The 24683-nt window shown below is 46.6% G+C and carries 23 protein-coding genes and 1 pseudogene; 14 read left to right on the plus strand and 10 right to left on the minus strand.

Annotation, left to right across the window (positions count from 1 at the left end; all coding sequences use genetic code 11):
• From Mcas_RS06075 to Mcas_RS18070, 4 genes and pseudogenes are all read right to left on the minus strand, one after another.
• Window positions 1-317: pseudogene (locus Mcas_RS06075) on the minus strand (hypothetical protein); the annotation flags it as partial.
• Window positions 318-360: 43 nt separating this feature from the next.
• Window positions 361-3972 (minus strand): ATP-binding protein, encoded by a 3612-nt coding sequence (locus Mcas_RS16400; protein ID WP_052566924.1) that lies wholly within the window; start codon window positions 3970-3972, stop codon window positions 361-363.
• A 223-nt stretch (window positions 3973-4195) separates the two neighbouring features.
• On the minus strand, window positions 4196-4459 hold the full coding sequence (locus Mcas_RS17465; protein ID WP_320408697.1) for a type II toxin-antitoxin system RelE family toxin: 264 nt from the start codon (window positions 4457-4459) through the stop codon (window positions 4196-4198).
• The gene (locus Mcas_RS18070) at window positions 4447-4620 is read right to left on the minus strand and encodes a hypothetical protein (RefSeq protein ID WP_156033198.1); all 174 of its coding nucleotides are present in this window, start codon (window positions 4618-4620) and stop codon (window positions 4447-4449) included. Before Mcas_RS18070 ends, Mcas_RS17465 begins: the two co-directional genes overlap by 13 nt.
• Window positions 4621-4983: 363 nt before the next feature.
• Between Mcas_RS18070 and Mcas_RS06090 the strand changes: the two genes are divergently transcribed.
• Window positions 4984-5295, plus strand: a complete 312-nt coding sequence (locus tag Mcas_RS06090) for a type II toxin-antitoxin system Phd/YefM family antitoxin (protein ID WP_162176267.1) — start codon at window positions 4984-4986, stop codon at window positions 5293-5295.
• 23 nt (window positions 5296-5318) lie between these two features.
• Window positions 5319-5753 carry a putative toxin-antitoxin system toxin component, PIN family gene (locus Mcas_RS06095; RefSeq protein WP_040334644.1) on the plus strand — a complete coding sequence of 145 codons (435 nt, stop codon included), beginning with the start codon at window positions 5319-5321 and terminating at the stop codon, window positions 5751-5753.
• Here the strand turns inward: Mcas_RS06095 and Mcas_RS16405 are convergent.
• Complete coding sequence (locus Mcas_RS16405) at window positions 5750-9580, minus strand: hybrid sensor histidine kinase/response regulator (protein WP_081853655.1); 3831 nt, start codon at window positions 9578-9580, stop codon at window positions 5750-5752. The two genes, Mcas_RS06095 and Mcas_RS16405, sit on opposite strands and share 4 nt — an antisense overlap.
• Window positions 9581-9931: 351 nt before the next feature.
• Window positions 9932-10453 (minus strand): Uma2 family endonuclease, encoded by a 522-nt coding sequence (locus Mcas_RS06105; RefSeq protein ID WP_052566926.1) that lies wholly within the window; start codon window positions 10451-10453, stop codon window positions 9932-9934.
• A 174-nt stretch (window positions 10454-10627) separates the two neighbouring features.
• Between Mcas_RS06105 and Mcas_RS19165 the strand changes: the two genes are divergently transcribed.
• The 11 genes from Mcas_RS19165 to Mcas_RS06155 all read left to right on the plus strand — a co-directional run bounded on the left by Mcas_RS19165 (window position 10628) and on the right by Mcas_RS06155 (window position 18771).
• Window positions 10628-10804 carry a type II toxin-antitoxin system HicA family toxin gene (locus Mcas_RS19165; RefSeq protein ID WP_081853656.1) on the plus strand — a complete coding sequence of 59 codons (177 nt, stop codon included), beginning with the start codon at window positions 10628-10630 and terminating at the stop codon, window positions 10802-10804.
• Window positions 10805-10817: 13 nt separating this feature from the next.
• Complete coding sequence (locus Mcas_RS06110; protein WP_040334645.1) at window positions 10818-11027, plus strand: hypothetical protein; 210 nt, start codon at window positions 10818-10820, stop codon at window positions 11025-11027.
• A 96-nt stretch (window positions 11028-11123) separates the two neighbouring features.
• Window positions 11124-12011: a branched-chain amino acid ABC transporter permease gene (locus tag Mcas_RS06115; protein WP_040334718.1), complete on the plus strand. Its 888-nt coding sequence runs from the start codon at window positions 11124-11126 to the stop codon at window positions 12009-12011.
• Window positions 12008-12967, plus strand: a complete 960-nt coding sequence (locus tag Mcas_RS06120; RefSeq protein WP_052566927.1) for a branched-chain amino acid ABC transporter permease — start codon at window positions 12008-12010, stop codon at window positions 12965-12967. Before Mcas_RS06115 ends, Mcas_RS06120 begins: the two co-directional genes overlap by 4 nt.
• Before the next feature lie 367 nt (window positions 12968-13334).
• Window positions 13335-13844 (plus strand): hypothetical protein, encoded by a 510-nt coding sequence (locus Mcas_RS06125; protein WP_040334646.1) that lies wholly within the window; start codon window positions 13335-13337, stop codon window positions 13842-13844.
• The gene (locus Mcas_RS06130) at window positions 13841-14605 is read left to right on the plus strand and encodes a hypothetical protein (RefSeq protein ID WP_040334647.1); all 765 of its coding nucleotides are present in this window, start codon (window positions 13841-13843) and stop codon (window positions 14603-14605) included. The genes Mcas_RS06125 and Mcas_RS06130 overlap by 4 nt, the downstream gene beginning before the upstream one ends.
• Window positions 14606-14647: 42 nt before the next feature.
• Window positions 14648-15793 (plus strand): hypothetical protein, encoded by a 1146-nt coding sequence (locus tag Mcas_RS06135; protein WP_156033200.1) that lies wholly within the window; start codon window positions 14648-14650, stop codon window positions 15791-15793.
• Between the two features lie 133 nt (window positions 15794-15926).
• Window positions 15927-16136 (plus strand): 50S ribosomal protein L31, encoded by a 210-nt coding sequence (rpmE, locus tag Mcas_RS06140; RefSeq protein ID WP_040334649.1) that lies wholly within the window; start codon window positions 15927-15929, stop codon window positions 16134-16136.
• Window positions 16137-16154: 18 nt separating this feature from the next.
• Window positions 16155-17039 carry a DUF1385 domain-containing protein gene (locus Mcas_RS06145; RefSeq protein WP_040334650.1) on the plus strand — a complete coding sequence of 295 codons (885 nt, stop codon included), beginning with the start codon at window positions 16155-16157 and terminating at the stop codon, window positions 17037-17039.
• Entirely contained in the window at window positions 17036-18106 is a 1071-nt protein-coding gene (prfA, locus tag Mcas_RS06150; RefSeq protein ID WP_040334651.1) for a peptide chain release factor 1, read from the plus strand. Before Mcas_RS06145 ends, prfA begins: the two co-directional genes overlap by 4 nt.
• Before the next feature lie 41 nt (window positions 18107-18147).
• Window positions 18148-18771 carry an L-threonylcarbamoyladenylate synthase gene (locus tag Mcas_RS06155; RefSeq protein WP_162176268.1) on the plus strand — a complete coding sequence of 208 codons (624 nt, stop codon included), beginning with the start codon at window positions 18148-18150 and terminating at the stop codon, window positions 18769-18771.
• 752 nt (window positions 18772-19523) lie between these two features.
• On the opposite strand, the gene Mcas_RS16410 is transcribed toward Mcas_RS06155, so the two are convergent.
• The 4 genes from Mcas_RS16410 to mltA form a co-directional block, all read right to left on the minus strand.
• Complete coding sequence (locus tag Mcas_RS16410) at window positions 19524-19976, minus strand: phosphorylase family protein (RefSeq protein ID WP_052566929.1); 453 nt, start codon at window positions 19974-19976, stop codon at window positions 19524-19526.
• A 101-nt stretch (window positions 19977-20077) separates the two neighbouring features.
• Window positions 20078-20542 (minus strand): DUF29 domain-containing protein, encoded by a 465-nt coding sequence (locus Mcas_RS06170; RefSeq protein ID WP_052566945.1) that lies wholly within the window; start codon window positions 20540-20542, stop codon window positions 20078-20080.
• A 177-nt stretch (window positions 20543-20719) separates the two neighbouring features.
• Window positions 20720-22417 (minus strand): glycosyltransferase family protein, encoded by a 1698-nt coding sequence (locus Mcas_RS06175; RefSeq protein WP_040334653.1) that lies wholly within the window; start codon window positions 22415-22417, stop codon window positions 20720-20722.
• Window positions 22418-22491: 74 nt separating this feature from the next.
• Window positions 22492-23709 carry a murein transglycosylase A gene (mltA, locus tag Mcas_RS16415; RefSeq protein WP_235203284.1) on the minus strand — a complete coding sequence of 406 codons (1218 nt, stop codon included), beginning with the start codon at window positions 23707-23709 and terminating at the stop codon, window positions 22492-22494.
• A 57-nt stretch (window positions 23710-23766) separates the two neighbouring features.
• On the opposite strand from mltA, the gene murQ reads away from it, so the two are divergent.
• Window positions 23767-24660: an N-acetylmuramic acid 6-phosphate etherase gene (murQ, locus tag Mcas_RS06185; protein WP_200873649.1), complete on the plus strand. Its 894-nt coding sequence runs from the start codon at window positions 23767-23769 to the stop codon at window positions 24658-24660.
• Window positions 24661-24683 lie beyond the last annotated feature (23 nt).

Genomic DNA, 24683 nt, shown 5'->3' on the forward strand with positions numbered 1-24683 from the left:
CCGATAAATATGACGTACTGCTTTACTCTCAACTCGTACAACGAATATATGTGAATAAAGTACCGCATCATTCTCTTAAGCATTTTGGGGTCATTTGTGCTCTGAATCTCTGCGTGTGCAATGAAGGAGTCGGTGTTGGCGGAGTCCACCCTTGCCAGAAAATCAGCCTCACGTTCGTCCGTCAACTGCATAATGGGGTTCAGCCTGGTAATTTTATCGGCCTTGATCCCCAAGACACTCTCTATCAGAGGCTGCTCTATTTCCTCAATCAGCTCCTTGATGAGCTTATCGTAACCGCCTGGTGGTGTAGTATCCATATTGATCTATTATAACGCATGGCATTAAAAAATTAAAAGCCAATCACTTTTTGATTGCCACCGCTATCCCATTCAATACTGCCACGGCGGCTTTAAAGTCCAGCTTGTCGATACAACCGCTCAGTTGATCGATATCCTTTTCCCCTGCCACTGACATAAGACACGTCCGGTTTTCAGCAAAAAATTTCCTTGCCTGCATGGAGTGCTGTCTCAGCAGGCTGTCCAACTCAATGACTATTGCAGTGAGGTCTCTACACTCAACAGGTATATCCGTCGGTACCGGTTTGCTATTGCCTGTCAACTTTTCAAATGTGCCGGCAGATTCAAACACTGTATGAAGCTCCTTGTCCACTCTTTTTAAACACTCGTATATCACTGCCGGGTCCTCTTTTATCAGCAGGTCTTCCAGTTCCTTAACAACACCAAACAACTCCGTTGCCGATATATTACCCGCCATGCCCTTCAGGCCATGCACCAAATCCCTGGCCTGACTATAATCACTCCTCTCAATGGCAGCCTCTATGTCATTAGCTATATGAACATTATTATCCTTGAAATACACAATGATTTTTTTCAGCAGGTCTCTGTTGCCGCCAATCCTCTCAAGTGCTGCCGCTATGTCAATGCCGGGCAGGTTATAGACTGGCGTAGTCTCTCCCTGCCGTGGCGGGGCAGATTCAACGTCAGGGACGTCGGATACCGTTGGCCGCACCCACCTCAGAAGCGTGTCGCAGAGTTCTTTGATGTCTATTGGCTTGGAGACGTGGTCGTTCATCCCAGCCGCGTAGCATTTATCCCGCTCTGCCTTCATCACATGGGCAGTCATTGCAATGACGGGTAGCTCTGATGTCAACTGCCTGATCCTCCTTGTCGCCTCTATGCCGTCCATTTCATGCATCTGTATGTCCATTAAGACGGCGCCGTACTTTTTCGGGGCCATCTCTATCGCCCTCACCGCATCTAATCCGTTGTTGGCGATGTCAACGACAAAGCCGGCATTGCTCAAGACCTCAAAGGCAACCTGTTGATTTATGTAATTGTCCTCCACGAGCAGTAATCGTGCGCCTTGTATGGCTGCCAGTTTCTCCATTGCAGTTGCGTTATATTCATGTCGTCTTGCCGACCTTTCTGATTCCTTGTCGAGTGCCTTCATGTCATTTGACGTATCAAGTTGCTGTTGGTAACCTGCCTTTATCGTAAATGTAAACTCGCTTCCCTTGCCGTACTCGCTCCTGATGCAGATGTCGCCATTCATCAGCTCTACCAGTTTCTTGCATATACTCAACCCAAGGCCGGTCCCGCCATACTTACGTGTAGTGGATCGGTCGGCCTGCAAAAATGGTTGAAACAAATTGGGCAACATCTCCAGTGCTATGCCAATTCCCGTATCTCTGACAGAAAAACCCAGGGTGACCTCCTCTTTATCTATAGCGACAACCTTTACCGTTATGGCAATTTCCCCCTGTTCGGTGAACTTGAGCGCATTGCTGAGGAGGTTTGTGAGCACCTGGCCTATCCTCAACGGGTCGCCAATGAGCAGGGAGGGCACGTCCTTGTCTGCGGAGAGAATTATCTCGATCCCCTTTTCCTCTGCCCTTGCCGCCAGCATTGTGACTATATTATCCAGGACGTTTCTGAGATCGAACCCGATTATCTCCAGTTCCAATTTCCCTGCCTCTATCTTTGACAGGTCGAGCATGTCGTTAATGATGGCTAATAACGATTTTGCCGAAGACTGAATCTTGGTGAGATAATCCCTCTGTTTTGCCGAGAGGTCTGTTTGAAGCGCTAAATGTCCCAGGCCGACTATCGCGTTCATCGGAGTACGTATCTCGTGGCTCATGTTTGCAAGGAAGTCGGTCTTGGCACGGTTGGCGCTCTCCGCCTCCTGCATGGCCGCCAGGAGCTTCTCATCAGTCCTCTTGCGTTGAATTATTGCTGCCAGCGTATCAGCAAACATCAGCAATAGCTGTTCCTCCGTCTTGTCTTTCCCATGACCGGCATCGATGTTTACATTGATAACACCCAGGGTGCTGTCTCTTGTTATGATTGGTACGCAATAATTGCCATGCTCTGTGATACCCTCATATATTATTTCATGTTCGCCGTCGATAAGGTCTTTATGTATCAATTCCCTCCTTGACACGGCCAGTCCACACAGGCACCTTCCAGCCTGAACCTCCTTGCATAACTCTAATGTGGCACTATCCAGGTTCCTGCTTGTCTGCATCTTTAACACACGCGTAGCCTCATCGTACAGGAATATGCACCCGGTTGATTTTGCGGCAAGCCAGGGAAGTGACAACAGGATATCCAATGCAAGATCAAGGAACTCTTCAATGCTCAGGTCCCTGTAGGATTGCTTGAGTAACGTACTTATTACATTTTGCAGGTCGTAGTTTTTCTTTATTTCGTCTGTTTTAAGCTCAAGCCCTTTGTTTATCTCATCACGTTGAATGATGCTATACCTCAGTTTTTCCGTCATTCGGGTAAAGGCGCCGGTCAATTGGCCGATCTCATCCCTTGACTGTATTGCCGGTATATCAACGCAGAGGTTATTGTCGTCAAATGCGTTTACCGAATTGGTCAACAACAATAGAGGTCTTGATATCCTTCGTGACAGGTAGAGGCTGGAAAACATGGCAAATAGCGTTACCACAATAGCCGAGAGCAATATCAGCATCCTCAACTCACGTACCTGCGCAAACAACTCATCAGTTGCGTGCTCGTTGACCAACATCCAGCCAAGGTGAATTACGTTTTTGTCATTATCCTGATTAATGACATATATTGACAAGGAATCGCCCCAGTGCTTGTCAATGCTTCTGAGGCGTACAGAACCACTTTGCAATAAGTGTTTCTTAACATCTTCCGATATATTTATATTGTCCGGTGAATAGATTTTCTTGCCGTCCCTTGTAAACAGTCCAAGTCTCCACTTGGCATATTGTTTGTGTGAGGCATTGTTTTTCATTTCTTTCAGCATATCTATTATATTCTTCAGGTTAAAGACGAGCTTTATCACACCACTGAAGTTACCTTTGCTGTCCGTAATGGCTATTCCTATCGGCAAGGCATACGTTTCACTGCTGTCATCGTACTCGGCGGCGCCAATATAGAAACCTTCCTTCTTTGCTGTCTGCCACCACTGCTCATCGGCTTGAAAGTAATCACTGGTCTTGCCTGTCTGAGCCACATTTGCTCCGTGCTTGTTTGTTACAAAGACCTCACTGTATATATAATACCCTTGCTCCTTTTTCAGATGTTCAATCTGATGTTTTAAACTCTTTGATAATGGGTTATTGATGATATCAGCCATAAACGGTGTTATAACATTCTTTGGAACCTGCATCCACTCCTTGTCTTTTTCATCAATGTAGTCACCGACGTTGTCAATATTGTCAAAACGGGTATTGGATTCATCGACAAATTGTCTGAAAAAAGCGTCCGTTGAATACAGTCTGTAGAAATCAATCTTGTCTGATATGTGATGGTCTATGAACTCAACGTATCTCTCATAAATATCTATATGGGTGGATACAATGGAGGCTTCAAATGCCTTTACACTGATGCTGATAGCCAAATAGATTGCACCCCACAGAAACACGGAAAAAGACAAGAAATACAAAAACAACTTCGTCTTTATCTTCTTCATAACGGTTGTCCTGCCCCCCCATCAAGTTTTAACGCAAACCATATGTATCCATCAGGAAAAAGGCCATCGTCTTTTTCGACTGTTATAATCACGACCTATGCAAGAATTTCATGGACGAGTGTACCATATAAGGCCTACACAAATCAACACGTCGAATTGCCTGGGCAGGTCAATCGCATTTGAAAAAGAAGGGGGAGTCGCCATCATCACAAATGCAAAGGTACTAGGCAAGGTAAGCGTCTCCACGTGGTAGTATCGCAATTATTTCAACAATCGTATGTTTCTTGTCAATCCTGTAAATTACCCTCCAGTTTTCTATCCTACATCTATAAAGACCGTTCAATTTTCCAGTTAGAGGTCTTATGTTGTTTCCATATAGAGGATTTTTTTCTAACTCCTCAAAACAACTATCAAGCCTTTTTTGCATGTTACCTATTGATTTGTCATAGGTTTTTTCAGCAGTCTTTGTTAATACTATTTCCCAAATTTCTTATCTCTCCATCTAACTGTTTCGCCTTTTTCAGAAGCCCGTAGTCCTTCCTCTATAGATTCCACCCATGTCGGTTTAGAGAGTATTTCGAGTGTTTCTTCCCGACTCTGCCAATCTTCTATAATTTCTGATGATACTCTAACTTCTATTTTAGTCATATGTTGCTTACCTCCTAATAATTAGTTTACACAAAAAAGGGGTCAAGAATCAATATGACAAGCAGGGCAATCGCATTAGAGAATTTTATGAATTGTTAATAGCTTAAAATCAAGGTTGCGCAGGATGGGGTCAAGGGGGCTGGCCCCCTTGCAGGGGGTTCTAAAGGGGGGCGGAGCCGCCCCTTTTTTTCTTACGCTCAAATGCGATTGCCCTAATATGACAAGGCTTACCACAGGCGGGGTTGTTAATCTTACCCACCCAAAGTTGGCAAAAGCCTTAAAAAATCTATTCACAAAAAACTTGACCATTATAGCCACATTAACTATAATATCTATATCAACTTTGATAAAGGAGATATGACCGTGCTTAAAACCATATCAGCAATGAAGGCCAGACAAAACTTGGGGCAAATCATCAATGAGGTGTCTATTAGTGAAGACACCTATATTATTGAGCGTGCGGGGAAACCGTTGGTAGCGGTTATACCGGTAAGAGAATATGAAAGAATACAGCAAGACAGGGAAAAATCCAGAAAGGAGTTTTTTCAATGGGTTGATAAAATTCATGAACACAATAAAGATGTTGATCCGGACATTTTAGAAAAAGAGATCGAAGAAGCAGTGGAGGCCGTAAAAAAAGAAGAGTTAGCAGAAATGAAGCGAAAAGTGGATTAACATAATGAGCTTCACATAGAAACATGCTAAAGGTTGTTGTGGATGCTAATGTTTTTATTAGCGCCCTTTTAAATCCTCACGGCGGTCCGGCACAGGTTTTTGCTTTAATCAGGGGTGGTAAAATACAGTTACTTACCTCTTTGGAGATTGTCTCGGAAGTTAAGAGGGTGTTTTTGTATCCAAAAATAAGCAAACGCCATCAAAATACTTCCCATGAGGTCGAACAATATTTATACAAAGTTTTTGCTGTAGCCGAGTTTACCGAAGGCAAACTAAAATCAAAAAAGATTGTAGACGATCCAGCAGACAACAAATACTTAGAGTGTGCAATGGAAGGACATGCGGATTTTATAATTTCAGGAGATCATCATCTAAAAAACCTTAAATTCTTTCAGCGTATTCCGATTCTCAATCCAGAGGAGTTTTTAAAAAGGTGTAAACAAGACAAACTTTTTTAATCGTAGGGGAAAGAATTATCTCCACTGTCTACTATTCCCTTTAAAACTGCCGCGGCGGCTTTAAAGTCCAGTTTGTCGATACAAGCACTTAACTGTGCGATCTCCTTTTCCCCTGCCACCGACATCAGTGCCGACTGGTTTTCAGCGAAATACCTCCGTGCCTGGAGGGAGTTCTGTCTTAGCAGGCGATCCAACTCTGTGACAATTGCAACCAGGGCACTGCGCTCAACAGGTGCACCTGACGTTAGGGTGACCGCTTTTTCCGTCAACGCCTCAAACGTACTTGCCGATTCAAATACCGTTTGCAGTTTCTCTGCCATCCTGTTCAGACACTCGTATATTTCGTCTGTGACTTCCCTTACAATCAGGCCTTCAAGTTCCCTGACAACGTCAAACAGCTCCGTTGCCGATATATTACCTGCCATACCCTTAAGGCCGTGCACCAAATCCCTGGCCAGCTTGTAATCATGCGCTTCAAGCGCAGCCTCTATGTCTTTGACTACATGGGCATTAATGCCCCTGAAATGTACAAGAATTTTACGTAACAGGTCTCTGTTGCCGCCAATCCTCTCAAGTGCCGATGCCACGTCAATGCCTGGGAGGTTATCGATTGGCGTGGTCTCTCCCTGCCGTGGCGGGGCAGATTCAACGTCAGGGACATCGGATGTCATTGGCCGCACCCACCTCAGAAGCGTGTCATAGAGGATTTTGATGTCTATTGGCTTGGAGACGTGGTCGTTCATCCCCGCTGCATAGCATTTATCCCGCTCTGCCTTCATCACGTGGGCAGTCATTGCAATTATGGGCAGCTCCTCTTTGGATATCTCTTCCCTGATCCTCTTTGTTGCCTCAATGCCGTCCATTTCGGGCATCTGTATGTCCATTAAGATAGCGCTATACTTTTGGGGCGACATCTCTACGGCACTCACTGCCTCTGAGCCGTTGTTTGCTATGTCAACAACAAGGCCGGCCCGGCTCAGGAGCGCAAGGGCAACCTGTTGATTTATGTAGTTGTCTTCCACGAGCAATATTTGTGCACCTTTGATGGTTGCCAGCCTTGGCCTTTCAGTGTCGCTGCTTTCGTGGTGTCTTAACTGACTGATAGTATCCTCACCAAATATATCGAGCACCGCACTAAACAACGCCGATGGCAGTACCGGCTTTGTTATAAAAGACCGTATCCCAAGTTCTTTGGACTTTTGTCTTACCTCCTCCTTGCCATAGGCGGTTATCATCATTATCACGGGCAATTGGGCCGGAGCAAACTCGGACTGTATACACCTCGTCGTCTCAAAGCCGTCCATGTCGGGCATCTTCAGATCAACAAGCAGCAGCCTGTATTGTTGCTGTGCAGGCATCCAGCAGGAACGCCTCAATTCCTCTATCGCCGCCATGCCACAATCAACCACCGTTACATTGAAGCTGAACCCCTCCAGGATACCCCTGATGATGTCTCGTGCGATTTCGTTGTCGTCAACCACCATGACCCTCATGCCTGTAAGGTCGGGGGGAGGCATGTTTTTTACCGTATCACGCGATTGTTGATAGCCTGCCACTATCGTAAAGGTAAACTCGCTTCCCTTGCCGTACTCGCTCTTTACACAGATGTCGCCATTCATCATCTCTACCAGTTTCTTGCATATGCTCAACCCCAGCCCGGTACCGCCATACTTCCTTGTCGTTGAACTGTCGGCCTGCAAAAATGGCAGAAACAGATGGGGCATCATCTCAGGCAGAATCCCAATGCCGGTATCTTTGACGGAAAAACTCAGGGTAACTTCTTTTTCATTCAACTCGGCAACCTTTATCGTAACAATGATATCCCCCTGGTGCGTGAACTTAATCGCATTGCTGAGGAGGTTGACGATTACCTGGTTGAGCCTCAGCGGGTCGCCGGTGAGCAGAAAGGGCACGTCCCTGTCCACGGAAAACATTATTTCGACCCCTTTCTCCTTTGCCATTATGGCCAGCATGGTAGCTATGTTGTCAAGGACGCCGTCGAGGTCAAAGTCGATTATTTCCAGCTCTAATTTGCCGGCCTCTATCTTGGACAGGTCAAGCATATCGTTGATAAGGACCAACAGCGACTTGGCCGATGACTGTATCTTATTGAGGTAGTCCATGTGTTTTGGCGTGAGGTCTGCCGAAAGCTCCGAGGTAAGCATCAGGTGTCCAAGTCCGATTATTGCGTTCATCGGTGTACGTATTTCGTGACTCATGTTGGCGAGGAATTCGCTCTTGGCACGGCTGGCGTTTTCGGCATCCAGCATTGCTGCCATAAGCCTGGTCTCAATCCGTATGCGTTCTGTGATATCCTCGCCGGCCCCCATCAGTGCAGCGATGTTTCCCTTTTTGTCGTAAATTGGCACTATATGCCATGAAACTATTGGTTCCGTGCCATAGTTTGTCAGAAGCTCGTGCTCATAATAATCAATCATATTGCCTGCTATGCAGTCTTCAAAGGCGTGCTTGGTATTTTCACGCACACGTTCGGGTACAAAGTTATCAAACCAGTTTTTGCCCAGTATTTCGCTTTCGTGATAACCGAGTATGTCACATCCCTTTTTATTGATGAGCTCAACGGTCTGGTCGGGATTGAGGACTGCGATTATGACGCCGGCCATGTCAAGGTATCTCCGTGCGGTCTCCTTTTCCATGCGTAAGGCGTCTTCGGCGTTCTTTCTGTCGGTAACGTCCCAGAACACACCAAGTACTCCGATTATGGCGCCATTGTCATCGCGGATGGGGGCCTTTACCGTGTGGATCACCCGTTCCTGGGCATTTTGTATATACGTCTCATCAAACCCCCATGTTGCCTCTGATTCCATGATAAGGATGTCGTCATTGCGGTACTTCTCTGCAAGGTGTTTGGGAAAGAAGTCGTAATCCGTCTTGCCAACGACCTCGTCGGGGCTGAGATTGAGGTCCTTGGCGTAGGCCGGATTGACTGCCACGTAGACGGAATCCAGGTCCTTATAGAAAACCTTGTGCGGGATGTTTGTAAGGAGGAGTCTATGTTTCTGCTCGCTTTGAAACAATAGCTTCTGTGCCTTCTCACGTTGCGCAATCTCATTCTGGAGCGTTTCGTTGTTCTGTTTTAGTTCGTTTTCAGTGACACGGCTATCGTGGGAGACAAACCCAAGCATCAAGACATATGCAAACAGGCGATAAAAATCCCACAGCCACCATGAGGTGTCATGTGAGATTAAAATGATAAACCCCATGTAAGATATCGAAAACAGCGTTGCAATACAGACAAGCAGGAAATAGAGAATTCTTCCGGTATCCTGAAAATCTCTCATAAAACGTATCGCAGGTGGTACAAATCCCACTCCTGTAACGATACTGACTACCACAAACATTGAATCAAAAGCGATATCTGATATTGCAACATAAATTTTCAATAGCCACGTCATAATAAATATGTACAGACCTATGGAGAACCAAGGTATGGTTTTTTTCCAGCCTGTTTTTATCTCAGACACTATAGCTGGTATGCATGTACCCAAAAAACACAAGCTCCCCCACAGGCCGGCCATGGCTTCTAATATTGGTTCGAATCGGTCGAAATCCTTTTCAGACAATATAACCGTGGAAAGTCCGTCAAAGATACCCATTCCCAAAAATCCCATGGAGACAAGAAATAATACTCCTCCCTGGTAACTCGTTCTTTGCAGAAGGATTGCAGCCATGCTAATGGCAATTACTGACTCGGCAGTCTCTAACGTCTTCTGTACATTTTCGATTTCAAACCCGAAATCTGCCGTCAACCTGCCTATTATTTCGCTAAGGACAACAAGAAAAATAACGCCGGAAACGTAAACCAAATAACTATATGTATATCTGTCTCTCACTATAGGATGAGTTTAGCATATGGAAACCAATAAAATCAAAAAAGACTTGTTCTTTCAACATCGGCTTGTATCCTCTTTAAAAAGCATGGTAAAATTAATTTCATGCCTTAAAGAAATGGATTCCTGCTTTCGCAGGAATGACAGTTACGTCCGTTTTACGATTGTGTCATTCCTGGCTTGACCAGGAATCCAGGACGCTTAACAATGTAGTTACCATGAAATATAAAGAGGATACATCGGCTTAACAATGGGTTCCTTCTTACTTCATGTGGGTAACTCAACTTGAGGTTAGCGACCAATAGTCTATCCTTAAAAAGCGAAGTCTCAAAATACGTCATTAACGTCTATCTCCAGCCCTTCAATGACCTTTGACTTGACGGTACCCTCCCTTTCGGATGTGGAAAACACCTCATATGTGTCTCCTTCGATGGTCAGTATCTCGATAGTTTCAAGTTCAGGTATAACAATCCAATATTCAGGAACCCTAAATTTTTCGTAAATTTTCCTTTTTGTTACAGTGTCTTTAGTATGAGAGCCTTTAGAGACGATTTCACAAACTACATCCGGTACACCTCTTATCCAGTCCTGAAAAATACCCATATTCTCTTTCCTGATAAACAGTAAGTCAGGTTGTAATCTCTGCTCTCCTTCTTTCAAGATAACGTCAAGCGGAGAAAAATAAACCGTCCCTATTTTGCTTTTCTTTACGAAATGATTCATTATGTCATATATGTTTTTAGTAATGTTCTGATGCTTTCCAAACGGACTAGGCCCCATAACTTCCACCCCATTGATAATCTCTGTCAGATCAAAATCTCTGTCTGATACCTGTATCTCCATACTCATACTATACCACACCCACCCCCGATCCGTAAACTCAAGGATACAACAATCAGACAAACAAATCCCTTGACTTAGGCTGCGTAGTTATGATAGCATGTGAGAAGTATATATCAAGCTTTTTTTACAGACGCAGTAGCGATGTGGATTAAAATAATGACAGGGTACAAGACACTGTGAGTGAAAAGAAAAGAGTTACTTAAACATCTAAGGGCATATGGAGCTGAGTTGCTTAGAGAAGGTCGAAGACATTCGATATATGTGAAGGACAACAAAAAGACTCAAATTCCAAGACACACTGAGATAGTGGATGAATTGGTTAATAAAATATGCAAGGATTTAGGCATACCTTTATAATAGGGGGTAGTAAATGAAAAGCAGGGCTTGTGTTAAAAAATGTGATGATTGGTGGATAGGATGGTTAATTGATATACCGGGTGTCAATGCCCAGGAGAGAACAAGGGATGATTTAATAGAATCGTTAATTATTGGGGCACAAGATATGATAAGTATTAACAATGAGTTAGTTAAAGATGGTCATATTGAGGTCATTGACATACCTGAAGAAATATATAGCTAATTGCGGTAACATATGGCAGATGTCTGCTGCCTGAGGGGGGGGGCGGAGGTGGAGTGAGTTTATTTGAACTGGCAAGAGATTTTAGACAAGTCATCGCTGTTTCTGCTTCAACTGACTAACGGGCTTACGCTGGGCAGCATATATGCCCTGATTGCGGTCGGTTACACAATGGTCTACGGGGTGCTGGAGCTTATAAACTTTGCCCACGGTGAGGTGTACATGCTGGGGGCATTTATCGCCTACCATCTGGTGACTGCCTGCGATGTGCCTTTTTTTGCCGCCTTTGGCATAGCCCTGATTGTGTGCTCTGCATTTGGGATATTCCTGGAATACTTTGCCTACAGACCCCTCAGAGATAAACGCCGCCTGGTGGCCCTGATCAGCGCTGTCGGGATGAGCATATTCCTGCAGAATCTTGCCCTGATCATATGGGGGGCACAGCAGAAGGGGTTTCCGGCAGAGAAACTCCCTGAGTTTTTCTCATCGATGGCACTGACCATCGGCGATATAAACATAAACTACCTGCAGGTGTTTATATTTGCGCTCTGCGTGCTTCTGATGCTGGTACTGAACTACATAATAATGCGCACGCCAATCGGTATGGCCATGCGTGCCATTGCCCAGGATGCAAAGGCAGCCGCATTGATGGGCATCAACCTCAACCGTGTGATATCCTTTACCTTTGCCGTGGGGTCTTTTCTTGGGGCCGTTGCGGGGGTGCTTGTGGGTGTGTACTACAACGCCATCTGGCCTACGATGGGCTACATGGCCGGGATAAAGGCCTTTGCCGCGGCAGTCCTGGGCGGCATTGGCAGCGTGCCGGGGGCCATATTGGGCGGAATGATCCTCGGAATCGCCGAGGCCTTTGGCGCCGGGTACATATCGTCGGCATACAGGGATGGTATCGCATATGCCATAATGATCCTCGTTATAATCTTTAAGCCTGCCGGACTGCTTGGCAAGACAGAAGACAACAGAAAGTGAACAGAAAGACAGTCGTCCTGCTGGCCCTGTTGTTACTGCCGTGGATACCGATAGGCACGTCAATGAACTACGTCTTGCGCATAGCCACCATGTCGATGCTGTACATGGTGCTTGCCCTTGGCCTGCGCATAGTGACGGGATTCATAGGCTACCTCGATCTGGGATACGTGGGATTTTACGCCATTGGCGCATACACCTCGGCCCTGTTGAGCGCCCACTACGACATACCGTACTGGATAGTTTTCCTTCTTGCGGTATCACACGGTGCCCTGTGGGGGATATTGCGGGGCATTCCAACGCTGGGATTGACCGGGGACTACTTTGCCATTGTCACGTTTGGTTTCAGCGAACTCATCGTCCTGATAATCCGCAATGAGGTCTGGCTGACGCGTGGGCCAATGGGGATTACCGGTATCAAAGGTCCCTCGTTTCTGTGGCATACGTTGAGCAAAGATTGGGAGTTCTTCTATCTGATACTGTTTATGCTTGTACTGGCCATAGTAATCATAAGACGCCTTGAGCATTCGCGCATAGGCAGGGCCATGATTGCAATCAGGGAAGATGAAACGGCGGCAGAGACCTGCGGCATAGATACCCGGAAATACAAGATGCTTGCCTTTGCGCTAAGTGCGTCATTTGGGGCAGCGGCTGGTTCGTTCTATGCCCACTGGATGCACATAGTCCACCCGGATATGTTTTACTTCTGGGAGTCGATACTGGTCCTCTGCATTGTGATAGTTGGTGGTACGGGGTCGATTTCGGGGGTAGTCGCAGGTGCCCTGGTGCTTATACCGGTGACGGATATCCTGCGGGTGGCGCTCCTTGCGGTGGCCCGGTGGAGTGCACAGTCAGGGGTAACATTCATCAGCCAGGACATCGTAAATGCCCGCTATTTGATCTTCGGCGTAATACTCGTCCTGATGATGCGATTCAGGTCCCAGGGCCTCAAAAGCTGAACGAAACTGCACAAAAAAAGGTGTTGGCCCTCTTGACTCAACCCTTAGTGAAGGCTGGTCGTTAAGTTAGGTTGTGGGTTACACATCGGTTGTGTTTTTTTACCATGTCATACGCATAAAAATTTTGGAATGTGAAGTAAACTTTTCAAAAGTAAATTTATATTGACAGCATATGAACTTTTCTGTTATACTGGCTAAGGTATTAATGAAGGATGGTTTTGAAATGTTTTACAGAATTACACGGGCATGCGATGGACAACACCACAATCAATTGTGGATGGCAGGATTCAACAGCATTAGGCAAAAGAATCCTTTGTGTCTAATGTATTATTTGACTTTTTTGTCTCTCTTGTGTTAGAGGGGTAGTATGGGGAAAAACGAATTAATAAATGATTTTCGTAATCGTTTGCGCGATTTGTTGTTCTATGTAAATTTTCCTTTAGCCGCAATAGTGTCGGTTTTCTTTAGGCAGGCTTTTTTTGACCAGAACAGCCCTAAGCCAGTTGTGTCAAACTTATACGACCCTGTTTCCATAAATTTTTTGGGTTATTTCTATGGAGCTGTGATGATACTACTTATTTTTTCCCCAATTATACTCTTTGGAGTTTCGCATTTAATTACATATAATGTAGTAAAGGCCTTGGGTTCTCAAACCTCTACAAATTCAGAAGAGCTAGCAGCTTATTATAGAGGTGTTATGTTCAAGGACTGGCTAATAGTATTAGCCGGAATAATAATAGCCTATATCTTTGTTACCTACATTTTTAAGCAGCCATATTTATTTGTTTTATTTCTTTTTATGTATGTGGCATTTTTTTTGGGTAAATATTATATACTTATTACCATATTTTTAGAAAGGAGATTTAGGAAGGTATGAATGAATTATTATACTTTCTCATAGTGTTAATCATTGGGATATTGCTCGGTTTGGTATATATAAAATTCATGACTCGTGGGTTGGTTTTACTTAGTCGTGATATATTTTTTCTTATTCCATCTGAAGAACTATCTGATGTTACAGACTTCCGGCAATTCTTTTCTGTCCTGAATAAATATTCGCAAGATCGTTTAAGTATTCGTTCCTCATGTAAAGAATCTTTGTCGGATTGTCCTAATATAGGTCCCTTTCATTTCTTAATGGCATTTTCAAATCTGACTGAAGTTCAACGTGACAGATTTGCTAGCGATCCTCTTTTGCTTAAAGACCTCGTTCCTCTATTTGTAAAATATAATGATGCTCTCTGGACACGAAATATCAAAGAGATGACAAACGCAGTTGCCAATTACCACAGAAAAATAAGAGGTGATAGTACCAGCGAACCATCCTTTTTCACAAAAGAGTCCTTTCGCAAATTACTAGTAGAGATAGAAATCTCCATTAGTGAGAACAATTTATTTCGTGCCCATCTTTTGTTGCAAAAAAAGGAAGATGATCATAGTCTTACCGACCTTGAATTGCTTATTGTTCATTTCCTGTTGGCACGACTATCGGTGTTTTTTCAGGGTCGGATTTACAATTACAAGAAATCAGATAACGAAAAAGCTCTAAACGAGTTGCACAAGCTTGTCACAGATATAGCTGCTAATATTATAAAAGACCCTAAGTCTGTAATCCATAGACTTTATGACATCCATTGATGATGTCTCCATTGACGAATTTTGTATCTTCTTTATATTTTAATGGTAAGTGAGAAAAACATAAAAGATAAGCCATTGAAAATAGAGGATAGGAGATTTTCTAATTTTGTTGTAAAGACAGACGATAGGAGTTACTGGGACGAATGGAATTTCTACAGGCATATAGACATTACGGTAGACACTGCAAAAGAAATTGCAAAGAAGATAGAGACTGGACATTCTACAGAACCGTATGTGTTATGCGCACTAAGTAAATCAGGGCTTCCATTAGGTACACTTTTATCGCTGCTTTTAAATAAGCCGTTGTATTTTTTTGCATTAGGAGAATTTTTTACTGACCAAGGGATTCCAATTGTTGATATTATTTCAGACTCAGATTGCTGGTCATACAATTGGTATTTGGTTGATTCTCATATACATACGGGGCAGACTGCTCTTTTAGCAGCGTCAGCAATTGAAGCCCAATTCTCTTCAAAAGTCCATACTTGTTATGTTATAGCCAACTGTCTTACTGAGAAATATAAATCTTCTTGTACCTTTAAGATAGTATCACTGTATAACAGTGCAGAGTCTTTCGAGTTTCTGAAAAGATTGGTTGATCATCCTGAAATACTAAACGACCCAAAATTTTGGACATATCACGAAAAATCGTGGCTTACTACTCTCTCTAACGATATATCCAACCCAAACAAAAATTTTATTACTGTTAATCCCATAGAAGTGAATACAGGAATCAATGACTTAATTCTTAAAGATGACAAGTTATACCCTGGAAAGCTGCTGCTGCATCCAGAACAATTAAGCGAGTATGCCTCTACTATTTCAAAGAAACTTAAAGATAAAGATATAGATGCCATCATTGCTGCTACAGTTGGTGGTATTCCACTTGCGATAGCCTTGTGCTATTTCATAATGCAAATGCAGGAGAAAATCGTTAGTTTTATATTCTTAGGAAACAATTCTGTAGAATATTATAGGAACTTAGTATGCAAATCACCTAATGTCGTCGTTGTAGATGATGTTATATCTGCCGGGAGTATTGTAGCAGTGATAAATGAAACTATATTGAAACCCAATAAAATTAATCTATTAGGAATTGTGAGCTTGGCCATCTCCAGCTTTCCGGAAAAGGGGTGTTATATACGTATAGATGACAAAGGTGTCCCACTGTACACTGCCGTTAAGTAAGCATCAGATGGTTTTAGCGTAATGGAGGTAGATTTATTTATTGACTTTTTTTATGCACCCTATGCACCCCGCTGTCTTTATAATTTGCCAATCATATGTTATAATAAAGCTAAAAGCTATAAGGAGGTATGCGTTGAAAGAAGGGATACACCCAAACTATAAGGAATCGAAGGTCAACTGTGCATGTGGAGAGGTCTTTACGACCAGGTCGGTCAGGCCGGTCATATCGGTGGACATATGCTCGAAGTGCCACCCGTTCTACACGGGCAAGCAGAAGATAGTGGATGCCGAGGGCAGGGTCGAAAAGTTCAAGAAAAAGTACGCTCATGTACAGTCAAAGTAAGAGAGGACAAGAAGGTCAATGAACCCCTTGCAAGTAGGTGGACAGGCAGTAATAGAGGGCGTGATGATGAAGTCCGGCACCCTGTGGTCTGTGGCAGTCAGGGACAGAGATGGCGTTATCCATGTAAAGAGCGAACGCCTCAATCCGCTGCCAAAGGTGTTTAAGTTGCCGCTGGTGCGTGGGGTTGTAGCGCTGTTTCAGTCCGTGGCGCTGGGTATCAAGGCGCTTGACTATTCGGCCAACAAGGCATACGAAGAGGAAGGGCAAGAGCCAATTAGTCCCACCGCCATGGGGATGACCATCGGGTTTTCTCTGCTATTGGGGGTTGGGCTGTTTCTGTTCCTGCCGCTGTATATAACCAGGCTGATAGGGCTGGTATTTCCTATCGTGGCTGAGAGTTCGCTGATGTTTAACATGGTTGATGGCGTGATAAGGGTTGTGTTTTTTGTGGCATACGTCTTTGCCGTTGGGTGTTGGAAGGAGATGAGGCGCGTCTTTGAGTATCACGGGGCAGAGCACAAGGTCATCTTTGCCTATGAGGCCGGAGGCAGCATGGCAGTGGAGGCAGTGCGCAACTTCAGCCGGCATCATCCGCGGTGTGGGACGAGTTTTCTCTTTATCGTCATGATCCTGAGTATGCTTATTTTTTCGGTGATCCCAAAGGAATGGGCGTTCTACATGAAGTTTGGTTCGAGGCTTGTCCTGATCCCGTTAATAGCCGGTACGTCCTATGAGATATTGAAGTTATCGGCACGATTGAGCAAAAACCCGCTGGTACGTCTTCTGATCCAACCCGGCCTGATGCTCCAGTACATAACAACCAAAGAACCCGATGAAAAACAAATAGAGGTCGCCCTCAGGGCATTAATGGAGGTAGTTCCAACAGCAGGTGCTGAGAAATGATTGAGAAACTCAAGACCATAGAAGATAAATACAACGAAATAACCCAGAAACTCTCCGACCCCGGTGTCATAAGCTCTCAGAAGGATTTTCTCCGCTACTCAAAGGAAAGCAGCGAGCTAAAACCCCTCATTGACAAGATACAGGAGTACCGCAAGATGCTCTGCGACATGGAAGAGGCCGAGGACATCATCAGGGCCACAACAGATGTTGACCTCAGGGAGCTTGCGCGTGAGGAGTTCGAGGAACTCAAGGGCAAGAGGCCTGTCATAGAAGACAACCTCAAGACTATGCTTATCCCCAAGGACCCACGCGATGAGCGCAACGTGGTGATAGAGATCCGTGCCGGTACCGGCGGGGATGAGGCCGCACTGTTTGTCACAGACCTGTTTCGGATGTACACGCGCTATGCCGAACTCAGACACTGGAAGGTTGACGTCATAGACTCCAACCCCACGGGTATAGGCGGCCTCAAGGAGATAGTGGCCTCCATTACGGGTCGGGGGGCCTACAGTCGCCTCAAGTACGAAAGCGGCGTACACAGGGTTCAGCGTGTGCCCCTGACCGAGGCATCGGGGAGGATACACACCTCCGCCTCTACGGTTGCCGTCTTGCCGGAGGCCGAAGAGTTAGACCTCAAGATCGACGAAAAGGACCTCCGTATAGACACCTTCTGCTCCTCAGGGCCAGGCGGACAGGGCGTCAACACCACGTATTCGGCCATCAGGATCGTGCATATCCCCACTGGAGTAACCGTCCAGTGTCAGGATGAGCGTTCACAGTTGAAAAACAAGATCAAGGCCATGAAGGTCCTGCGCTCGAGGCTCTACGACATGGAGATCGAAAAGGCCGAAAGACAACGCGCCGATACTCGCAAGTCACAGGTTGGCTCCGGCGACAGGAGCGAACGCATAAGGACATACAACTTCCCACAGAATCGCGTCACAGACCACCGTGTCGGTCTGACCCTGCACAAACTCACACTCGTGCTTGAGGGCGACATGGATGAGATCATTGACACACTCAGCACGCACTTTGAGGCCAAAAAGCTCCAGGAGATGGCAATATAAATCCACAGATTTGCCACACCTCTGTCGTTGAATCCGGGTATGTGTTGTGTTGCATTGCCCACGACAACCCACAGGAGGCCATCAGGGCGACCATTGAGGCATTAAACGCCGGTAATGTCGTTGCCTATCCCACGGAGACCTTCTATGGTCTTGGGGTACGCTACGACAACGCCGATGCCCTCAGGCGTCTCTACGACCTCAAAAACAGACCCGCCAACAAACCCTTCCCGCTGATAATCGGCCATCGGCATCAGCTCAATGCACTTGTCAGGGGCATAACAGATTTGCACATACAACTGATGTCAAGCCACTGGCCCGGCCCCCTGACGGTACTCTTTGAGGCGGCTGACGGATTATCCCCCTACATCGTGGGTGCAAACGGCAAGGTTGCCATTCGCTTGCCGGCTGAGTCCTTTGCCTTGGAGCTTGCCCGCTCTGCCGCCTTTGCCATCACGGCCACCAGCGCCAATCCATCCGGGATGCCACCACCCACAATGGCATCGGAGGTGCTATCGTACTTTGGCTCCGGCATAGACGTCCTCATAGACGGCGGCACCACCAGCGGAGGGCTGCCTTCCACGCTCGTTGATGTTACTGAGGGAACGCTAAAGATTCTCAGGCAGGGGCGGGTACAACTCAAGAAGGAAGAAGGGGGCGGTTTGTAGCAGGGGCGGGTGCGACCCGCTGCGGGAAAATCGTGCCTCACCCCCTCCGCCACCTTTGCCCCCCCTTCAGCCCCCCCGCAAGGGGAGGGGTGAGCCACCCCGGGCACGAAGAAGTCCCTTTGACCCCTTCTTGCGAAACCTTTTACCATGCTTTTTTAAGAGGATACTGTTTTTCAATGCTTTGACCTTTGACTGGTGAGGCTTAGGTCTGCGGTTACTACTGCTTGTGCAGGACTACCCATTTTGTAGGCTTCATTCTATCCATAATATTCTTCCTGCTCCGAAATTAGCAGGTAGGTGTTTATTGTGATATACATTTTGAGCCGAAATTACAAAAAAATACGAGTTGCTTTTTAGTTTCGGTTTCTTTCGATATTTTTTGGATTAAAGAGAGATGAGTCTTTGGTATACGTCCTGCACCGATGACTACAACCAGAATCCTTTTCCGTCCATATGCTTGCTCCAGTTCTAATTGAAGGCGGTTACAATCGTACAGATATCTGTCCATTTCAATAATTTCTGTGTCAGCTTTGTAGTAATCATAACCAACGATGCTTGGTTGTTCATAGAAATAAAAACATCTGACAGTTCTAATCATACTTACAAGGAAACACATGTCAGGAAGTACAAGTAAAGGGATCCTGTTACGTAGAAAACGAAGAAATTCGTAAATATCTCCCAACCACTGTGTTGAAGGCAGTAATCCATTCAATGCTGTATAATTTTCATCATGAGGGTGTTTACTATAGTTGTTAGTGTGCAATAGAGGGTCTGGATTGAATCGCCTCCACGCCATTCAGAAACGTCCCGCTGAGACATCTCAGTTGTCCGGTGGCATAATTAACCAGTTGTTGGTCAAGGTCAAAGACGTTAAACCACTCCCTCTGGCCATACCTAAAGAGGGCAATCCCGATCTCCTCCAACCCCGCAAAGCCATCCGCCAGGACGACACCCTCATCGCCATAGACCTCCCTGCTGGCAACGGCTATATCCCCCCTGACAAGTCCCACATCGGGGTAAGCCCCACATATCCCCGTGGAGATCACAAGGTCGGGACGCTGACGCTCTATGGCCAGCGTGCAGACGTGTGCGGCGTTGACTTTGCCCATGCCGGTTTCGTACAAACAGACGCTATGACCTGAAAAACGGGTCTCGTTAAACAGCCATCCCTCAACTGCCACTGCATACAGCACCGCAATGTTCATCCGCTAATCAGCACCGCCCACTTGATGGTCTCAGTCAGGTAAAAATCCAGCTCTAAGGTCTGTGGCTTCATAGGTGTATTTAGGAAGATGTTTTGAGCCGACTATTCGGGCAGGAAACCGTAATCCATCAATCGCTCAGATGTATAGGGGCAGGTCTCAGGTAATTGCCTGGCGTTAATGCCCGTTTCAACTTCAAATATTTGTTTAGCTGCTATAAACCCTTTATCTATAACGGTGTCTATGTTATGCTTTAAGCTTGGACTGTCCTCAAGCAGACTCTTAATATCTTGTCTTTGAATAATTATTGTTGCGCGCCAACTTTTACAACGTCGTTCTGGTTGGTACTGCCATTTTAGCAGGTGCATTATTAACACCTTTAATCGACTCAATAGCTCTCTTTTGTTATTCCTGGCCATGCTCTCCAGCTCCTCTATTATATTTTCAAGGTCTGTCTCCGAGAATCTGCCCTGCCGCAACAGGTCGGCATTATGAAACGCCCACTGGTAAAAATCGACATAATAGAGGTCCCGGGCTGTAAACGCGTCGTTATGTGTCAAGGTATCCATAATATAGTATGCTAACATTACCCACGAGATATTTGTCAAGGGGACGGCTCCAGGGCTTGCATTTGACCGTAAGAAAAAAAAAGGGGCGGCTCCACCCCCCTTCAGAACCCCCCCGCAAGGGGAGGGGTGAGCCACCCCGGGCACGAAGAAGTCCCTTTGACCCCATTTTACCTTAGTTCATTTGTGCAACCGGACAACGCTGGCGACCTTTAGGTCCGGGAAGAGGCGATTGTGCATCATGACGATGTTGTCTTCCCTGTACGAGCCGCCCTCACAATACATGTTGCAGGCATGGTATTCAATGTCCAGGGCTGCGGCAGTTTTCAGGGCAATCGTGCCCCGGGTTGATTTGTGGCAGACCACGTTGCAGTTGCTGACATCTTTGCCGGAGCGTTTTGTCTTGAAAAGCAGGATATCTCTGTATTCATCTACGGTGTAACCGTAGTCCATGAAGTGATAGTCCTGAAACCAGTTGCTGTAGACTTTTTCTATCGGAAAGGAGCTTGTAAAGACATTAGTTATGTTTTTGTGTGCATCGTATGAGAGAAAATCCGGCAACACAAGCACCGTTGTGCCATTTTGCATTTCAGCGGTAATGGAATTGGCAAAGTCACGAGCCTGCGCCTCCGTGGCATCAACGGGGTGACTGATACACCGCAAATGTGAGAAGTATCTGACAAAGATGCAGTTATCCATGCCCATGACCAGAGTGTTGTGCCTTTCCCCTGGAATGTTTTTGTAGAACTCTGCAATTGTGTTGACCTTACGGTGGAAGGACAGCACGGGGTAGACGCTGTAAAACAAGAACATCGCTATCAATATACACGTCCCCCACGTGATGGCGTCACGGACTGTCTGCCTTATCCCGATCAACGACAGGGCGTTGCGAAACACCACCACCATCAGCGGCAAAGACACCAGAGATGGCCAGAGAAAGTGCCTGTATACCCTGACACTCAGATTGCACAAGAAGAAAAACAGTAACACAAATTCAAGAATGAAAGCTGCATGGATGGTCTTTTTCACACGGTCAGTCTCAAAGACAATGCTTGCAAGTCCGATGAACTGCGCAACGAACAGGAAGGTACCAACGCCGTATCTCCAACTGCTGATGCCCACCGGAAACAGCGACGAAAACAGCCCCTTAAACTGCCCGACGTATGGAGAGGCCGCAGACGTCCACAGGGCCTGAAAGTGGTGTATGTCAAACACTGACACCGTTGCCACGGTCACGAGTAAAAATACGGCGATCTCTCTGCCTCCACGCAACAGGCTGTCCCTGCTGATGAAATCACCCCACTGGGCGTCATCTCTGAGGGAATAAACATACATGCTTGTCACAAAAAGCGGCAGAAACATTATCGGCATCTCCTTGCTTAATATGGCAAGGGCATAAAGAACGCCGCCGGCATATCTGACGTAACCGGGCCTCTTTCCCGATACCAGGAGCATGGCAGCAAGCATGTACATCAGCACCAGGAAGTCCTCCTTCATGTGCGTAATCGTCATAATGCTTGCCGGAACTATAAACAGGAGGGTGGTTGACACGGCGGCGGTTGTGTGGTCAGTCAGTGCCCTTATCCAGAAGAAGTACATGATTAACGTCAGCAACGCAGACAAAAAGACCGTAACGGGCAAGGTCATATAGCCCGTAAGCAGCGACAACGGCAACAGGGAGTAAGAATTAAAGCACCTCGCCACAGGAAAACACCTGATCTCGGAGGTCTCCTTAAATATCTGCACTGCCTGCATGTATTCAGCCGTATCATAGTGATAGGGCTCCGTGAGGCCAAATATAAACAGGATGCCTGCAATGGTTGCAAATAAGGTAAAAACACCCAGGTTCCTGCGTTGTGCAATTTTACCCATGTTCATGTGTCAGAACTTAATCTTAAGAAAAACAACAGAAGTAAAAATCCGAGCCCCTGCTTGGTATCACAAGTGCCACACTATTTGCCGTTCTGTTCGACATGAGATGTGGTGCCCTTGGTGTTGTGATTTTTTGTTGCTGATTTCTTGCCGTCTTTTGCGTTTTCTTTTTTGTGCCCGGGGTGGCTTACCCCCTGTGGTTGCTTTTTGACGAGAAAATACAGCTTACCGCTCTGCTTCATGTTTCCGGCCTGGATTTCGGCGTGCTTGCCCCTGCCCCAGAAGAAATCAACACGCGTGGGACCAACTATTGCCTTGCCCGTATCCTGATTGATGACAAAGCGTGTCAGCGGAGTATAGCCCGTTATCCGATCGTTGTTATCCAGAACGGCTTTTTTGGTGCTTATGTATGAAAGCGCACCCTGCGGGTAAATACTCAGGTCGGTTGCAATTGCCCTGCCGGAGACCAACGGCACGTTGCATGCCCCTATGCCTATCTCCTGCGTGGTGGTGAAGAACACGTAGCTGGGATTGTGCGCCATGACCCTGTCCATCTCCTCGGGATGCTCACGCAGATAGGCCTTTATGCCCTGCATTGACACCGAACGGTTGTCCATCCTGTTTTCTTCCATGAGGAACTTGCCAATGCTCCTGTAGTCATGCCCGTTGGTGCCGGCGTAGCCAACGTACAAGACGTCACCGGTGTCAAGCTCTATCACACCGGAACCCTGGATATGCAGGAAAAACAGGTCTACGCGGTCATCAACGTAGAGCAGTTCAAGCCCCCTGCCTGACAGTGCCCCGCCGTCTATCTCCTTACGCGTCAGAAATGGCACGACCTTGTTCAGCTCCTGTGGGGGGCGGTACAGGGGGTAACGAAAGGTGTCACTGCTGCGGAGACTTCCCTTGAGCGTGGGCACAAAATAGCCGGTGACTATTATCCCGTCAGGGCTGTTATTGCCCCTGTAGGCGTAGACTGCATAGTGTTGGCGGATGTGTTTGTTCAACGCAGACATATCACCTTTGGAGTGCTTCAGGGCATCCAGGAAATCATTGAGGGACTCCTTGAGGTGTTTGACCGTATAGACGTCCGGGCCATAGGCAAACGACTTGGTGTCATCGAGTCTGTTCAGGTAGACGAGGTTTCGATTGATGACTTCTCTGAGGTCAGTGAGGTTGTAGTCGTCGGTGAATGTCGGGTATTGCGACGGCTCAAGACGCGTCACAGGCAGACCAGCCTCCACTGACGCACAACCCTGTATGGTGGCTGACAACAAGAGCACCGCATACAGTGTCACTACCAATATAATTCTACGCACCACTAAATTATAACAAAAAAATGCTAAGATATGATCATGTCAACTGAAGATATTAATCCTAGCTGCACGGACATTGATGCACTGACAGTAGAGGAGATATTTGCGGTGCTCAATGCCGAGGACGCCACGGTGGCCACTGCGGTCAGAGCTGCCGGGATGGACATCTGCCAGGCCATCGAAGACGCCATCCGGACGCTCAGTTGCGGTGGGAGGTTGTTCTACGCAGGAGCAGGCACAAGCGGTCGGCTCGGAGTCCTGGATGCCTCCGAAATGCCACCGACATTCAGTGTCGGCAGCGACATGATACAGGCCATCATAGCGGGTGGCCCTGCGGCGATAACGACATCAGTAGAGGGCGCCGAGGACGACGAACAGGCCGGCGTCAGGGCCATTGCCGACCTCAAAAGCGGCGACATGCTCATCGGGATCACGGCCTCCGGTACTACCCCGTTTGTCCTGGCCGCACTGAAGGAAGCCAGGCGCAGGGGCATTAAGGGATGGCTACTGAGTTGCAACGACGTCTCCTGCGACTTTGTTGACGGCACCATTGTGGTAGCCACCGGGCCGGAGGTTGTCTCGGGTTCAACGAGGCTTAAGGCCGGCACTGCCACCAAGATGGTGCTAAATATGATATCCACCATTACGATGATACGGCTTGGAAGGGTCTACAATGGCTACATGGTAGACGTTGTCCCCTCAAATGCCAAGCTGCGCAGACGTGCCCTGCGGATCGTGCAGGAGCTTACCGGATGCAGCAGCAACAGGGCCAGGGAACTACTGGAAACAGACCAGGTCACAGGAAACGCAAAGACCGCCATCCTGATGCAACTGCGGGGGGTCGGTTATCAACAGGCCACGGAGATGCTCCGGCGTGCAGGTGGTGGGCTGAGACGGGCACTTGAATTGCCGGTTATTGGAGGTGAAAATTGACAGAGACAGCCCCCGTGCGCATC

The organism is Candidatus Magnetobacterium casense (genome assembly GCF_000714715.1).
GTDB lineage: Bacteria > Nitrospirota > Thermodesulfovibrionia > Thermodesulfovibrionales > Magnetobacteriaceae > Magnetobacterium > Magnetobacterium casense.